General features: G+C 59.1%; 8 protein-coding genes. 4 read left to right on the top strand and 4 right to left on the bottom strand.

The features are described from left to right. Nucleotides 1–84: 84 nt before the first annotated feature. Nucleotides 85–1,137 carry a dual-specificity RNA methyltransferase RlmN gene (gene rlmN / locus AB5767_RS06970; RefSeq protein WP_368132002.1) on the bottom strand — a complete coding sequence of 351 codons (1,053 nt, stop codon included), beginning with the start codon at nucleotides 1,135–1,137 and terminating at the stop codon, nucleotides 85–87. A gap of 85 nt (nucleotides 1,138–1,222) precedes the next feature. Between rlmN and AB5767_RS06965 the strand changes: the two genes are divergently transcribed. Continuing rightward, complete coding sequence (locus AB5767_RS06965) at nucleotides 1,223–2,188, top strand: D-alanine--D-alanine ligase family protein (protein WP_368132001.1); 966 nt, start codon at nucleotides 1,223–1,225, stop codon at nucleotides 2,186–2,188. After that, a complete protein-coding gene (locus AB5767_RS06960; RefSeq protein ID WP_368132000.1) occupies nucleotides 2,182–5,076 on the top strand; it encodes a helicase C-terminal domain-containing protein in 2,895 nt (964 codons plus the stop codon). The genes AB5767_RS06965 and AB5767_RS06960 overlap by 7 nt, the downstream gene beginning before the upstream one ends. On the opposite strand, the gene AB5767_RS06955 is transcribed toward AB5767_RS06960, so the two are convergent. Then, entirely contained in the window at nucleotides 5,073–5,990 is a 918-nt protein-coding gene (locus tag AB5767_RS06955) for a helix-turn-helix transcriptional regulator (protein WP_368131999.1), read from the bottom strand. The two genes, AB5767_RS06960 and AB5767_RS06955, sit on opposite strands and share 4 nt — an antisense overlap. Continuing rightward, the gene (locus tag AB5767_RS06950) at nucleotides 5,977–6,999 is read right to left on the bottom strand and encodes a WYL domain-containing protein (protein WP_161155902.1); all 1,023 of its coding nucleotides are present in this window, start codon (nucleotides 6,997–6,999) and stop codon (nucleotides 5,977–5,979) included. The genes AB5767_RS06955 and AB5767_RS06950 overlap by 14 nt, the downstream gene beginning before the upstream one ends. 198 nt (nucleotides 7,000–7,197) lie before the next feature. Here AB5767_RS06950 and AB5767_RS06945 point away from each other — a divergent pair, with 198 nt between their 5' ends. Together AB5767_RS06945 and AB5767_RS06940 are read left to right on the top strand one after the other, a co-directional pair. Continuing rightward, entirely contained in the window at nucleotides 7,198–10,389 is a 3,192-nt protein-coding gene (locus AB5767_RS06945; protein ID WP_368131998.1) for a M28 family peptidase, read from the top strand. 21 nt (nucleotides 10,390–10,410) lie between these two features. Further along, nucleotides 10,411–10,629, top strand: coding sequence for a hypothetical protein (locus AB5767_RS06940; RefSeq protein WP_022094153.1), 219 nt, complete (start codon nucleotides 10,411–10,413; stop codon nucleotides 10,627–10,629). Nucleotides 10,630–10,695: 66 nt separating this feature from the next. Here the strand turns inward: AB5767_RS06940 and AB5767_RS06935 are convergent, their stop codons facing one another. Then, nucleotides 10,696–14,127 (bottom strand): SpaA isopeptide-forming pilin-related protein, encoded by a 3,432-nt coding sequence (locus AB5767_RS06935; protein ID WP_368131997.1) that lies wholly within the window; start codon nucleotides 14,125–14,127, stop codon nucleotides 10,696–10,698. Nucleotides 14,128–14,389: the final 262 nt, after the last annotated feature.

Below are 14,389 nucleotides of genomic sequence, written 5' to 3'. Positions count from 1 at the left end.
CAATAAATGAAACGACCCCGGTTGCATATTCTGTAACCGGGGTCGTTCGATGTTTCACATGAAACGTTTTGCGATGCGACTCCCCTATGCGTTCTTCTGAACTTTGAAGCGCTGCTTCAGCTGTCCGCAAGCGGCGTCAATATCGTTACCACGGGAGTTACGAATCGTGGTCTCGATGCCACGGGACTCAAGACGACGCTGAAGATCCTCAACCTTATGAATCGGCGACGGCTTGAGCGGGCTACCCTCGATGTCGTTAAGCTGAATGAGGTTAACGTGGCACAGCGTTCCCTCGCAGAAGTCGCAGAGCGCCTGCATTTCGCGATTCGTATCGTTGACGCCTTCGATCATGGCATACTCATAGGTCGGGCGGCGGCCGGTCTTCTCGGTGTAGAGCTGAAGCGCTTCGTGAAGGCGAAGCAGCGTGTACTTCTTAACGCCGGGCATGAGCTTATTGCGCGTCGACTGGATGGCGGAATGCAGAGAAACGGCAAGCGTGAACTGCTCGGGGATGTCGGCAAATTTGCGAATACCGGGAATAACGCCGCTGGTAGAGACGGTGAGGTGACGAGCGCCGATACCGATGCCATCGGGGTCGTTGAGGATTCGCAACGCCTTGAGAACCTCGTCGTAGTTGGCAAACGGCTCGCCCTGGCCCATGAAGACAACGCTCGTGGCACGCTCGCCAAAGTCGTTGGATACATGAAGTACCTGGTCGACGATCTCTTGAGCGGTCAGAGAGCGCTTGAGGCCGTTGAGACCGGTAGCGCAAAAGGCGCAGCCCATGCCACAGCCTGCCTGGGTGGAAACGCAGACGGAAAGCTTGTTGCGACGGGGCATGCCGACAGACTCGACGGAAACGCCGTCGTGGTACTCGAGCAGATACTTGCGAGAGCCATCTTTGGAAACCTGCTTGGTGAGTTCAGTTGGCGTGTCAAAGGCAAAAGCCTCTTTAAGCTGCTCGCGGAAAGCCTTAGGAAGGTTTGTCATATCGTCAAACGAACAAACGTTCTTCTCAAAGACCCATTCGATGAGCTGCTTCGCGCGGAAGGCGGGCTGGCCAAGCTCGGCCACGAGCTCGCGAATATCGTTTTGGCTCAAGTCGCGAATGTCCTGAGATTTAGTCCTGGGATTCATGGAAGCCTTTCGATTTTGGGGAAACGTAGAGGGTATCGCTACAATATGGTATCAGCTGCAGAAATTATAGAGGAGGAGTCTGCCCATGCCGGGTAAAAGCCTAGAGAACATGCACGTAGCGGTCTTGGCGGGCGGTCATTCCGCTGAGCGCGAGATCTCGCTCAATTCGGGAAAGAACGTCGTGGTTGCCTTGAAGGAGGCCGGCTACACTTCGATGGAGCTGCTCGACACGGCTGCCGATGATTTTATGGTAACCATGGCGACCGGCGGCTTTGACGTGGCGTTTATCGCCATGCACGGTGCCGGCGGCGAGGATGGCGCCATGCAGGGCGCCATGGAGACCCTGGGTATCCCCTACACGGCCTCGGGCGTGCTTGCCAGCGCCTGCGGTGCCGACAAGGAGGTCTCTAAGCTCTTGTACGCCAAGGCGGGCATCCCCATTGCCCCCGGCCTCGCGCTCGAGGTGGGCGATGAAGTCGATATCGATCATATCGTCGAGGTCTGTGGCGAGCGCTGCTTTGTGAAGCCGGCCGTCAACGGTTCCAGCTATGGCATTTCCCTGGTCCATGAGCCCTCCGAGCTGCCCGCGGCAATCGCCAAGGCGTTTGAGTACGGCGACAAAGTGCTGGTCGAGAAGTGCATCGAGGGTACCGAGATCACCGTCGGCGTATACGGCGAAGATGACGTGCGCGCTCTGCCGATTGTCGAGATTCGTAAGCCCGAGGACTGCGAGTTCTACGATCTGGACGTGAAGTATGTCGACCCTACGGACATCCATCGCATTCCGGCGCAGATTTCACCCGAGAATTATGCTCGCGCTCAGGAGCTTGCCTGCGCCGCTCACAAGGCCCTCGGTTGCCTGGGTATCTCGCGCAGCGATTTTATCGTGAGCGAGGACGGCCCCGTTATCCTCGAGACCAATACCATTCCCGGCATGACCGATACGTCGCTGTATCCGGATGAGATCCGCCACACCGACGACATGACGTTCCCGCAGGTCTGTGACAGCCTGATCCGTATGGGTCTTCGTCGAGCGGGCATTGCATGCTAATCGAGGACGCGGTTTCGTCAGGAACGCCGCAGTTTGTCATCGACTCCTATGCCACGCTTGCCGAACGCGCCAAAACGCAGTCCTTCGGCCTTATCGAGGAAGATGTGATTGTCCTCGATACCGAGACCACAGGTCTTTCGGTGCAGGACAACGAGCTGATCGAGATCTCGGCGGCCCGTCTTTCGGGCCGCGAGATCGTCGACCGCTTCGATACCTTCGTGCATCCCAAGCAGCTAATTCCCGCCGAGATTACCGAGCTCACGAGCATTACAAATGCCGATGTGGCAGATGCCCCGTCGGCCGCTGAGGCCGTCGCCGCTCTCGCCGATTTTGTCGGTGGTTGCCCGGTGATCGCACATAACGCCACGTTCGATCGCTCGTTTATCGAGTCGGTCAAAGGCGGCGTCAACGTGAGCGATATCTGGATCGATTCGCTGGCGCTGTCGCGCATCGCGCTTCCGCGCCTGGCCTCGCACAAGCTGTCTTTTATGGCCGATCTGTTTGGCTGTGACTCGGTATCACACCGTGCCAATGCCGACGTCGACGCCCTGTGTGGCGTATGGCGCGTGTTGCTCGTGGCGCTCACCGACTTGCCCCAGGGCCTCATGGCGCGCCTAGCCGACATGCATCCGGATGTGCCTTGGTCCTATCGTCCTATCTTCTCATTCTTGGCAGGGCAGAACCCTGGTTCTATCTTCTCTCTCAGCGCCGCTCGTGCTGATGTCCTCAAGGCCGATCGCGCCGACGATCGGGTGGACGCCGACGAACTGCCGGTCCTCAAGATGCCGAGTCGTGAGGAGATTGAGGCAGACTATGCGCCAGGCGGCCTGGTCAATCGCATGTACCCCACCTACGAGCCGCGTGATGAGCAGATCGCGATGGCGCTCGAGGTCCGCGATGCGCTGGTCACGGGCACTCATCGTGTAATTGAGGCGGGCACAGGCGTCGGCAAATCGATGGCCTATCTGGTGCCTTTTGCCGAGGCAGCACGCCGTAACAACATCACGGTTGGTATTGCGACCAAATCGAACAATCTCGCCGACCAGCTCATGTACCATGAGCTGCCAAAACTTGCCGAGCAACCGGACGGTGGTCTGTCATTTTGCGCTCTCAAGGGGTATGACCACTATCCGTGCCTGCGCAAGCTTGAGCGCATGAGCCGCGGCCAGGTCGAGATTACCACCAAGCGCGATCCGGCGGACACGCTCACGGCGGTCGCGGTCATTATGGCGTACGTCTGCCAATCAGCCGATGGCGACCTCGACTCGCTCGGCATTCGGTGGCGCAGCGTCAACCGTCCCGACTTTACGACGGCCTCGCGCGAGTGTGCTCGTCGCCTCTGCCCGTTTTTCCCTGATAAATGTTTGGTCCACGGCGCTCGCCGTCGTGCGGCGCATGCCGATGTGGTGGTCACCAACCATTCCCTGCTGTTCCGCAATGTCGCGGCCGAGGGCAGGATTTTACCTCCGATTCGTCATTGGGTAATCGACGAGGCCCATTCCATCGAGCGCGAGGCGCGCCGCCAGTGGGCGCGCGTGGTGTCGGCGGACGAATCACACGTTCTGTTTGAGCGCCTGGGTGGCTCGAGCACCGGCGCGCTAAGCCAGGTTTCCCGTGATTTGGCAACCTCCGAGGGCTCTACGCTCTATCTGGGCCTTACTGCCAAGGCGACGTCGACGGTTGCGCGCGCGAGCATGGCAATCGCCGACGTGTTCGATGGCGTTCGCGAGCTCGGCCGCCGTGCGCGTGGGGGTTATGACAATGCCAATCTATGGATTGGCCCCGAGCTGCGCGAATCTGACGACTGGCATGATTTCTTACCGTCGGCCTACACTGCCATCGACGCATTGGAACAAGCTGACAAGAGCGTCGACGCGCTGGTGCAAGCCGTCGCCGCCGACAAGCCCGAGGTTGTTGTTGACCTGGGTGATATCTCGCGCCGCCTGCACGAGCTGGCCGAGAACCTCAAACTCATCATTGATGGCGCCGATGAACACTACGTGTATTCGCTGCAGGTCAATCGCAGGTTGCGTGCCGGCGGAGAGTCGATGACCGCAGAGCGCATCGACATTGGTGAGGCCTTGGCAACCGAGTGGCTGCCCGAGGTTCACACGGCTATCTTTGCCTCGGCGACCATGACGGTGTCCAAAAGCTTTGAACACTTTAACCACGCGGTCGGCCTCGATCGCATCGGTGCTTCGACATCCTCATCGCTGCACTTGGATTCGAGCTACGACTTCGATTCGAACATGGCCGTAGTCGTTGCGGGCGATATCCCCGATCCGCGCGATCGTGAGAGCTATCTTACGGCGCTCGAGCGCGTGCTGGTCGACGCCCATCTTGCCATGGGCGGATCGGTGCTCACGCTGTTCACCAATCGGCGCGACATGGAAGACCTGTACGCCCGCGTTGAGCCCAAGATGGCCCGTGCGGGTCTGGAGCTCAACTGCCAGCAGCGCAACTCATCTCCTCGTCGCCTGCGCGACCGGTTTATCAACGAGCCGACCTCGTCGCTTTTTGCTCTTAAGGCCTTTTGGGAGGGATTCGACGCCAGCGGCGAGACGCTGCGCTGCGTCATCATTCCCAAGCTGCCGTTCTCGAGTCCCACGGACCCGCTCTCGTGCGAGCGCAACCTGCGCGAAGACCGCGCTTGGGCGCGCTATTCGCTGCCCGAGGCGGTGCTCGAGGTCAAGCAGGCGGCCGGCCGCCTTATCCGCTCGTCGACCGATTGCGGCGTGCTGATTCTGGCCGACCCGCGCCTGGTGACGAAGGGCTACGGAAAGAAGTTCTTAACGTCGCTGCCTACGAGCTCCTACCAGCGCATCGAATCGGCGCAGATCGGGCACTATCTGCAACTGTGGCGTGCACGCCACGAGCGGCGGCGCTAAAGCGGACAGACGAGGGTCTTTGCCATATCGCACAGACGCTTTGACAGGGCGGGGTCATCCAAGATGCGGATGGCTCCGCCCGCTGCGATTACCTGGCTCAGTAGCCAACGCTTGGAGCCATAATGCACGGTTACCGTTGCCATGTCTGCCCCGCTGCGCTCGATTAGGGTGATGCCGGCCCAGTCCAGATGCTCCGCCATATCGAATGGCATCAAGAGCTTTGCGCTACGCTGCGTCCGAGCAAGGGAATCGTGGAGGGATGTGACGTCCGGTGCATGAGGCACGACGGAGTCTTCCGTCAAGGCGAGTCCCTCGATTTTATCCATGCGATAGGTGCGCTGCTCATCGACCGCGATGTCCCAGGCAATCAGGTATGTTTGGTCGCCGTTTGCCGTAATGCGCAAGGGGTCGACCAGACGCTCACGTGGCTGTGCATCGTCCATCGAGCGATACGAGATGCGGCAGCGAACACCGTCCTGAATGGCGCAGCTCAGCTGCTGCCAGTGCGACCCGTGGTTGACGGTGTCAAAGACGCGCTGGTTATAGCCGAGCTCTTCGGGTAGAAGGGCATGTCGAATCCGAGCTGCCGTATGCGGCTCGATCCCCAACGATTCAAGTTCATGGTTGAGCACAGCGCCCTCGGCGGCACTCAAGCGCAGCGGTAGCACACGCCCGGCGTCACCGGTGAGGACCACACGCTCGCCGCGGCATTCGCAGATGATGCGCGCGCCCGATTCTCGGTCCGCGAGCGTCGAGACGATCTCGAGAATCTCGTCGAGCGATACCCCCGTGATGTCAAAGCGACTGCAAATCTCGGTCCGTGTCATGCCGCTCTCGCCGGCGGCGTAGAGGGCCTCCATGATGTCGATGGCGCGCGAGAGTCTCTGCTCGCTGGTGAGTTTACGCACGGGCATACTCGTGCACCGTCCTTTCAATGAGGTGGTTCCACGCCTGTTTGAGCGATTTGGGGGCCACGGGCCTCATGCCGTCCATGGCGTGGGCCATGCAAAATGAGGCGCCGGCTTCAAGATCGCGCACGTCAACGGTCCAGGTCCATCCCACATCGGTGTGTACGAGCTCACCTCGCCCACGCGTGAGACCGTTGATCATATCGATCTGCGTCTGAGGGGCGAATGAGAACGTGGCTGCAACGGGCGGTCGGTCGGCAAAATCGAATTCAAAGAACAGGTAGTCGCTGAGGTTGAAGTCCGCGGGGATGACGTAGGCCTTCGAAGGACGCCAAGCGCGAACGATACGGTCGCAGCGGAATGTCCTGATGTCGTCGGTGACGTTGTCGAGGCCGCAGAAGTAAGCCACGCCCTCGCGCTCGAACATGCCGTAGACGCAGACGGTACGTTCTCTCTGCTCGCCGCGTCCGTTCTGATATAAAAATCGCAGCGCGCATCGCTCGGCAAAGGCGCTCCAAACCGCATCGACGGTGGGAGAGCGGCTGATCGGCGCCTCGTCTACCGTCGTCCTGCCGGTGAGATAGGCAATCTTGGAGCGAATATCGGCAAGCGGTGCGGCAAAAGTGGATGAGCCGGCCGCTAGTGTCTGGTCGATGGCGTTGAGCAGGATATCGGCGTCGTCTGCGGTAATGAGGCCGCCTGCCGCAAACGTGTGCTCGCGGTCGATTGTCCACGAGCTTTCCTCGGTCTCCTGCGCGCCGGTGGGGCGAACCTCCTTGATTAAGATGCCGCGTTCGAGCAGCTTGTCACGATCGCGTCGAAACTTGCGCTTATCCGAGTCGATATTGCCCGAGCCATATCCCAGGTCAGAATCCAAGACGATCTGCTCGGTCGTCAGCGGTTCGGGGGAGCTATTGAGCACAAAGAAAAGATTGAGGATGCGCTGAGCCGTTTTATCGAAACTGGGCTCCGAATTTCCCTTTTTAATTGTCTCGGTCGTGTCGCTTGCCGTCATAGAGTCCTCGCATGAGAAGGTGGTTTGCTGCCATGATTTTAGTCCGATATGGAGATTAGGCTATATCCTTGTCCGCTCGGGGCGTTAAGATGGCCCGAATTCGGTCGTTTGCGCTCGCTCGGGGTATACTTTCGACTATATACGGTTCTAATGTGCATGCATTGGGCCTATTTGTCGGATTATGGATGTGGAGCGCACATGGCGAACACCCAGAACTATATTAACCACCTGCTGCAGAACACCGGCATTACGCCGGCATGCAGCGAAGAAGAGCGCTTGGCTGCCGAAGATATCGCTCAGATCTTCCGCAACCACGGCTTTGACCCCGAGGTTCAGGAGTTCAATGCCCCGGCGCCCAGTAGGTTGGCATTTGCCGTTACCGGTATTCTTGCGTTTGCCGGCGCCCTGCTGATGGGCATCGGCGGCGGTATCGGCTTGGTCGGCACCTTGCTGGCCATTGTCGGCGCCGTTCTTTACGTGCTCGAGCGCACGGGCCACCCCGTGGTTTCGCGCCTGGGCAAGACGGGCGTGAGCCAAAATGTCATCGCCTACCACAAGGCCTCGGGCCCGCTCGCGTCCCCGCGTAACCGCCCGGTGGTCGTTGTCGCACACTACGACTCTCCCCGTGCTGAGCTGCTCGCCCGCGAGCCTTATGCTTCGTATCGTGCACTCATCGCCAAGCTGTTGCCCGTTGCCACGGTTGCCCCCGCTGCCGTTGCCATCCTGCGTATTCTGCCGCTCCCCGGCGCGCTCAAGGTTCTGCTGTTGATTGTCGCGATCCTCGCTTCCCTCGTTGCACTCGCCAACGCGGTAAACATCATCTCTAACCGCCACATTCTTCCCTATACGTCTGGCGCGGTGTGCAACAAGTCTTCTGTCGCCGCTATGCTCGGCGTTATGGACAACGTTGCTCCCTTCCAGGGCGAAAACGAGTTTCCCGACGATGTTCCGTTCGATACCTATTTTGGGGAGCAGAAGCGTCGTGCCGAGGAAATGGCGCGCGCAGCGGCGGAATATGCCGCGGCCCAGCAGCAAAACGACTACGGCAACACCATCGAGTATGAAGAGCCTACCTACGCCGAGGACGAATTCGGTCAGCCGATTGCTCCCGACGCTCAGACCGAGCCCGAACAGGGTGAGGCTTTCGACGAGCAAATCGAGGGCTTTGAGGGTGCGTCTGCCGACGAGACGCTGATCGGCGCTATCGTGCCTGAGGATCAGAATCAGGCTGCCCAAGCCGAAGAGTTCAATGACGAGGTTCCCGCTGCCGAGCCGGCGGAGGAGTCTGCCGAGCCCGAGCCCAAGCTCTATCGCAACGCCGCCGGCAACATCCGCTTTGGTTCGGATGCCATCCGTGCGCTCGGAATGCTTCCCGAGTCCTGCACGCTCGATTACGAGGAGGGCGAGGAGCCAACGTTTGAGCCCGAGCCTGCCCCCGTCGTGGCTGCGCCTGCGCCCGTTGTCGCTGCGGATGATGAGTCTGCCGCGGTTACCGCTGCCGTTGCCGATCCCGAGGCGGTGTCCGCGTTCGATCCCGCGGCAGGACTGGACATTTTGGCTCCCGCCGCACCGGCGCAAGACGTTGCGGACGAGTCTGACGACGATTACGTTGAACAACCGAGGCGCGTGTCTTACGAGAGCGATACTGATTTCTCGGCCGAGATTCCCGCGGCAACGCCGCATGCCGACATTGCATCCGCGTTCTCGTCGATTGGCGCCAGCGCTTCCAACTTCTTTAAGGGTGCGTTTGCAAAGGGCAAGAAATTTGTCGACGATTTCGAGGAGAAGCGCGCTGCCGCACGCGAGGCTGCCGAGCAGGAGGCTATCGCTCAGCAGCAGGCAACCGAGGCGGCACGTGAGCTCGCGGCGCAAGAGTTCGAGCAGAACGAGGCTATGCAGTCCGCGCCCGTCGAAGCCGCCGAAGCTACAACGTCCTTTGAGTCCCAGCAACCGGCGTCCGCGGATGTTGTTGAAGCGACGACGTCTTTCGAGGCTCAGCAGCACGTCGATAGCACCATGTCGTTTGATGCCGCACAGTTCGATTCCACGATAACGTTTGAAAAACAGGGCACCGCGATTGCCGAGCCCCTTCCTGTTTCCGATGAGCAGGGCGACGCGGCAGACGATGACGAGCCTGTTGATGCTGCCGAAATCCAAGATGCCGCCGAGGACGAGCCCGTCGAGGCCAACTCTGACGAAGAGCAATACGCGGCAGCCGAGCAAGATGATTCGACCGAGGTCGAGCAGGAGGAAGTGCCTGCGGTTTCCGAGACTCCCGAGACGGATGAGTCGAGGCCTTATTCCACGCAGATTTTCACCATGCCGACCCCGAGTGGTTCCGGTGCCACGGTTGCCAATGTCGCTCCCACCCAGGACGAAACGGTCGATTCCCTTATGGCCCAGATTTCCTCCCAGGCATCGCCGCGCCCGCAGATGAATGTTCCCGATCCGGCGTCGACATCGACGTCTGCACCTTCCTCGTCTCCGCTGGCTTCGGTCCCCGATCCGTCGCTGCCGTCTATGAAGCAGGCAAACGTTGCGTCTCGCACGTCGCTGTTCGACCTTCCCGACCCCTCCGCACAGGTCAATGATCCCTTTGCTACTGCCCAGGGCCCCGAACCCACATCGGCACCCGTTGCGCCTCCTATGCCCGTTGCGTCGGGCGCACAGCCGATCGAGACCATTTCGGCTCCCGCCCCGGCGGCACCTAAGTCTCGTAAGCGCGGCCTGGGTGGTCTGTTCGGCCGTAAAAAGAAAAACGAGCAGGACAGCATGAGTGACTGGCTGGGCGTCGAAGACGATTACGATGCCAAGAAGTCCGGTCGCGGTATCGGTTCGTGGGATAACTTCGAGGACGATAACGATGGCTGGAAGGGTGGCGCTACGTCTTCCGATGGCGCTTCTTCCGAAGATATGCTCTTGGCTGTCGCCTCTATGGGCGATGATGAGCTGCTCGGTCACGATATCTGGTTTGTGGCAACGGGCGCCTCGGATTGTGATGGCGCTGGCATGAAGGCCTTCTTGGCTTCGCATCGCGATAAGCTCCGCGGCGTATTCTTTATCAATCTTGAATCCGTCGGCGCCGGTAGGCTTTCGGTGGTGACGGTCGAGGGCGAACAACAACTGCTCAAGGGCGATCGCCGCATCATGAACCTGGTCAGCAAGGTCTGCAAGTCGTTCCATGTCGATTGTGGCGCGCTCGAGATGCCCTATGCCAAGACCGATGCCTATGCTGCGCTCGAGGCGAGCCGCCGAGCCCTTACCATCGCCGGCGTGGACGGCACGCGTCTGGCTTGCGCTCGTACCGAGGACGACCTGCCCCACAATGTCAACCCGACGAACATTGCCACGGTATCCGAGGTCGTTACCGAGGTTATCCGCCGTTCGTAGACGGAGCTCTAAGGAGTCAACGTGTTTTCGTATATTAAGCGCCATTGGCCTGTCTACGTGATTTTGACCTTGATTGCCATTGCGTTAGGATTTGGGGCTGCCTACATCGTGGGTGCAAAGGGCTCGACCCCCGCCTCCGCAATCAGCGAAGAGGTGGAGCAAGAACAGAGTACGGGTGCCGATGGGATTCCTGAGTCCGAGCAGGCAATCGTTGATGGTGGATCTTCGTCTGCAGAGTAGATGCGGCGATTTAAATGATTGAAAGCGGGCGAGCCAGGGGACTGGCTCGCCCGCTTTTTCATCGCGCTAGCGCTTCTTTGGGATCGACCTAAGGCGAGCGAACCATAGGGCTGCGGCACCCGAGGTCAGGAGCGCGGTGATGCAAGCGGCGATGGGAACTGATCCTGTTGCCGGTAGGTCCTGCGGTAGGGTACAGCGTTGAATGACGCTGTCCTCGTCATGTGACTCAAGTTTATCGCCGCCACCGTTGCGGCAAAGATCGACGCGCGCGCTGTTGGTGAGTGCGGTTTGGGGCGTATAAGCCGACGTTGCCTGCATGTGTACGACTGCGCCCCGAGCGTCTGTGCCAAGGATTGCTTTGGCATCGTCAAGGTCGTCGTGCTCATCTTTGAGATCATCGCGGGTCCAAGAATCCGCATCGCTTCGAGTCGTAAAGTCGGCGGCTACCGCACCGTATTCAATTCGAATGCCTGTTACGACGGTATTGGATGCAAGGTCGAGCTCTTCCGCCTCGAGTGTGGTGGATTCCGTGGTCGAGACATCCGCCTTCCAGAGGCGCCAGCCGTCGTAATCGACGAGGCGGCAGTCCTCACCAAGGCTCTCTTTTACTTCGTCGGACTCAAGCCAAGGATTTTCGTGTCCATCGTCAAGTGTCGCGTTCGCCGGCTCATCGACGTCTGTCGAGTCCAACGGCGTCGTGCGATACCACACGTTGCACAGACCGTTGAGGTCGCCGATGGCGACGGGGGTTTCGATTGAGATGAATCTCGCCGTGCCGTCTTTGGCGCACTCAAGATCATCGGTAATCGTAAACTCATCAACCCAAGTAGCGGAATCGTTTCGAGCGTCGATGGTATAGGAGAAAAGTCCATCCGTATTAGTTTGCGTCGCGGCGCGATTTTTACCATCGCCGTTAGCCAACAGGCCCTTTTCGATAGGTTGGACAAGTTCCTGACGCTTGTCGACCTGTCCCTTGATCTCGATGGGCGCATCCTTCATCGCGACGGATTGGACTTCTCCCGTATCCTTTATTTCAAACGTTATTTCCTCGGCAAGGTCATAGGTCCGCGGAGACATCATTTCGCGCAACGAGTAGGTGCCGGGTGCAAGATGTTCGACGCGGTGTGGCTTGTCGGATGAGGTCCAGGAGTCTATTTCGGTTTTATCGGGACCATATAAGGTGAGTTGTGCGCCTTCCACTTCCTGCTCACCGCTTGCATCGACCTTGGAGATATCAACCTTGGTGTAATCGTCGGATACGTTAAGCCGTGCTTCTACAACGGGTGTTTTCTGGTCGGCATAAGTAAGGTCGACAATATGGGTTGTCCGATCGCGCAAGAAGCCTGCCGGCGCTTGAGTCTCGACAACCTCGTAGCGTGCGGTGCCAAGTCCCAGCGGGAGGTTGTCCGCGCGTGCTTCTCCAGTTTCATCCGTCGTGATGGTAGCGACAGTCTCACCGTCGAGCGCGGCAATGCTACCGTCGGGGCGCACGATATCACTCGAGGCACGGATCTCAAAGACGGCGCCCGCGAGGCTGCTGCCGTCTATGGCATCGGTTTTAACGATCCTGATGTTTCCGGTCGCGGCGTGGTCATAATACGAGGCGATTGCAACGGGCGTTAGGTTCATGTCGGCGGGTATGTTTACCTCGATCTCCTCGCCGACAAGATAGGGCTCTTTGGCCGAGGTTTCGCGTACATAATAGGTGCCCGGCACGAGCGATTCGGGCAGTGTGACGGTCCCGGTCGCGTCAGTCGTAAAGGTGTCCATTACGTTATGTGTTGGATACCAGCAAGTTTGTGAGACAGATTCGTGATTGCTGTCGAGTAGTTGGAAGGTGAATCCGGCTAGTGGAACAGAAGCGCCTGTTTGGGCATCGCGTTTTACAATCTGGAGATGCGTCGACAGAGCATGGTTGTCCACGATATATTGAAGCTCGGCGCCGTTGGAAATCTGATTGGCCCCGACGGTCCATTCCCCTGCACGTTTAAAACCCTCGGGGACGGTTTCCGGAACCTCGCGAACCGTGTAGCCGGCACGGTCGTATGGGACGGCTCCGTGGACACCGGCGGGTCGCTTGCCTGCGCCGAACCATGCTTCGGGCTGATCTTTGGTGGAGGCAAAGCCATAGACGTTTGTGGTCAGTGTGCCAACAACCTGCTGAGAGCTGTTGCTGACAACCTCAAAGACAACACCTTCCGCCGGCTGCTCCAGGCCGGATTGGTCGCTATTGCCGTAATCCTTGAATTTGGAAATCTCAAGGTTAAACGCAATGGGGATATCGGAAACGCGAGATTCGATCTCGACCACGCCTGAATCGCCGAGCTGGTCGGCTCCAACGGTATAGGTCCAGCTGTCGTTGGATGGCAGGTAGCCCTCGGGGGTTTTTGATTCGTAGATGGTAAAGGTTCCTAAGGGGACATCGGCGAGGGTGGCCCGACCGCTTTCGTCGGTCGTGAGGATTTGTGCCCATCCAGGGGTTGATTGCGACACACACGTGAACTCTGCTCCTGCGAGTGAAGATCCCACCTGGGGGCCGGCATTCGTCGCGGCATCGAGTTTTACGATACGCAGATTGATGGTGCCGGGCTGTTCATCAATGGCGACCCGCCCGCCGTCATTCCCCGTGGTAAAGGCAATACGATCGTGGCGGGGGACATAGCCGGCCGGCGCCTTCGTTTCAACTAGGTAGTATGCCGTGTTGGGCAGAAGTGTTGCTTGCGCTCGACCGTTGCTGTCCATCTTGATGGTGCCGACACGCGCGCCGCTGGCGCTCTCAAAAATATCGAATGTTGCCCCGGTAAACTGATAGGTATTGTTTCCGCTGGTAATAACGGTGTTAGCAGACTGCTTTTGGAAGGAAACAGAGACCGCCGGCAGTACATAGAGCATGTCTTGACGTTTGCTGCCGCCCGATACGGCCCCTAGATAGCGTCGCGCGCGGTGCGGAGCGGCTTCGATGCTTCCTGATTTTGCGCTGTCGTGGAGCCACCGCGCAGCCGCCACGACTTCATTGTCGGCGGTAAAGTGTCCGCTCTTGGTTTTACCCTGAGCGGTCGTGTAGGAGTAGGTGCCGTCGACATGGGTAGTGCCGTTGAGCATCCATACGGCAAGCTGGGTGGCGGCGCGGGCGCGATCGGGTGAAAGATGGTAACCGCCAAACGACGTGGTGGTGGGATATCCGTGACAAACGATTGCCGCGAACTCGTCGTCGAGCCACACCCAGCCTTGATCAAAGTTGAGCCATGGGCCGCCCGGTTTGGTGGGGCCGGGGCGCTCCTGGTTCATGCAGTAGGCAATCGAGGTGTCTTGAGCTTCATACTTGCCGATGAAGAAGGGCCCACAATCATCGCTAATAGTGCGGAAGCCGAGCTGGTCGTAGCCATCGACGGCAAATGCGGCTCCCGGTGCCAGGCAGCCGAAAAGCAGGAAGAGGAGCAGGAGCAGCGGACCCGTTGCGATTGCGCTGTGGACAGAGTGCGTGGGTGCGTTGGACATGGCTGCTCCTTATCCCTCATGCGCCGCACGGGGAGGCTGCGACGCGTAGGATGAGGCTACCCCCGAGGTTCATGCGGGTAAGTACCGGAGCCTGACCAAAAGCTTGCCCAATTCCTGACAAATTGAGCTCAAATACAACAATCAAGCAAAAGCGCAGGTAGAAGATAAGGAGAACAGGAGGTCAAAGGTCCTCATCTCCACAATTGACGCGATTTTCAAACGAATCTCCATAGCTAAAACAAGCATCGCCACCCTTGTATCG

Source organism: Collinsella aerofaciens, assembly GCF_040926265.1.
Classification (GTDB): Bacteria; Actinomycetota; Coriobacteriia; order Coriobacteriales; family Coriobacteriaceae; genus Collinsella; species Collinsella aerofaciens_BB.
Note: the sequence above shows the minus strand (reverse complement) of the source record. Positions and strands in the feature narration are given on the sequence as shown.

Coding starts and splice junctions, on each gene's coding strand:
- rlmN (WP_368132002.1), bottom strand. CDS start 1,137: ATGAATCCCAGGACTAAATCTCAGGACATTCGCGACTTGAGCCAAAAC.
- AB5767_RS06965 (WP_368132001.1), top strand. CDS start 1,223: ATGCCGGGTAAAAGCCTAGAGAACATGCACGTAGCGGTCTTGGCGGGC.
- AB5767_RS06960 (WP_368132000.1), top strand. CDS start 2,182: ATGCTAATCGAGGACGCGGTTTCGTCAGGAACGCCGCAGTTTGTCATC.
- AB5767_RS06955 (WP_368131999.1), bottom strand. CDS start 5,990: ATGCCCGTGCGTAAACTCACCAGCGAGCAGAGACTCTCGCGCGCCATC.
- AB5767_RS06950 (WP_161155902.1), bottom strand. CDS start 6,999: ATGACGGCAAGCGACACGACCGAGACAATTAAAAAGGGAAATTCGGAG.
- AB5767_RS06945 (WP_368131998.1), top strand. CDS start 7,198: ATGGCGAACACCCAGAACTATATTAACCACCTGCTGCAGAACACCGGC.
- AB5767_RS06935 (WP_368131997.1), bottom strand. CDS start 14,127: ATGTCCAACGCACCCACGCACTCTGTCCACAGCGCAATCGCAACGGGT.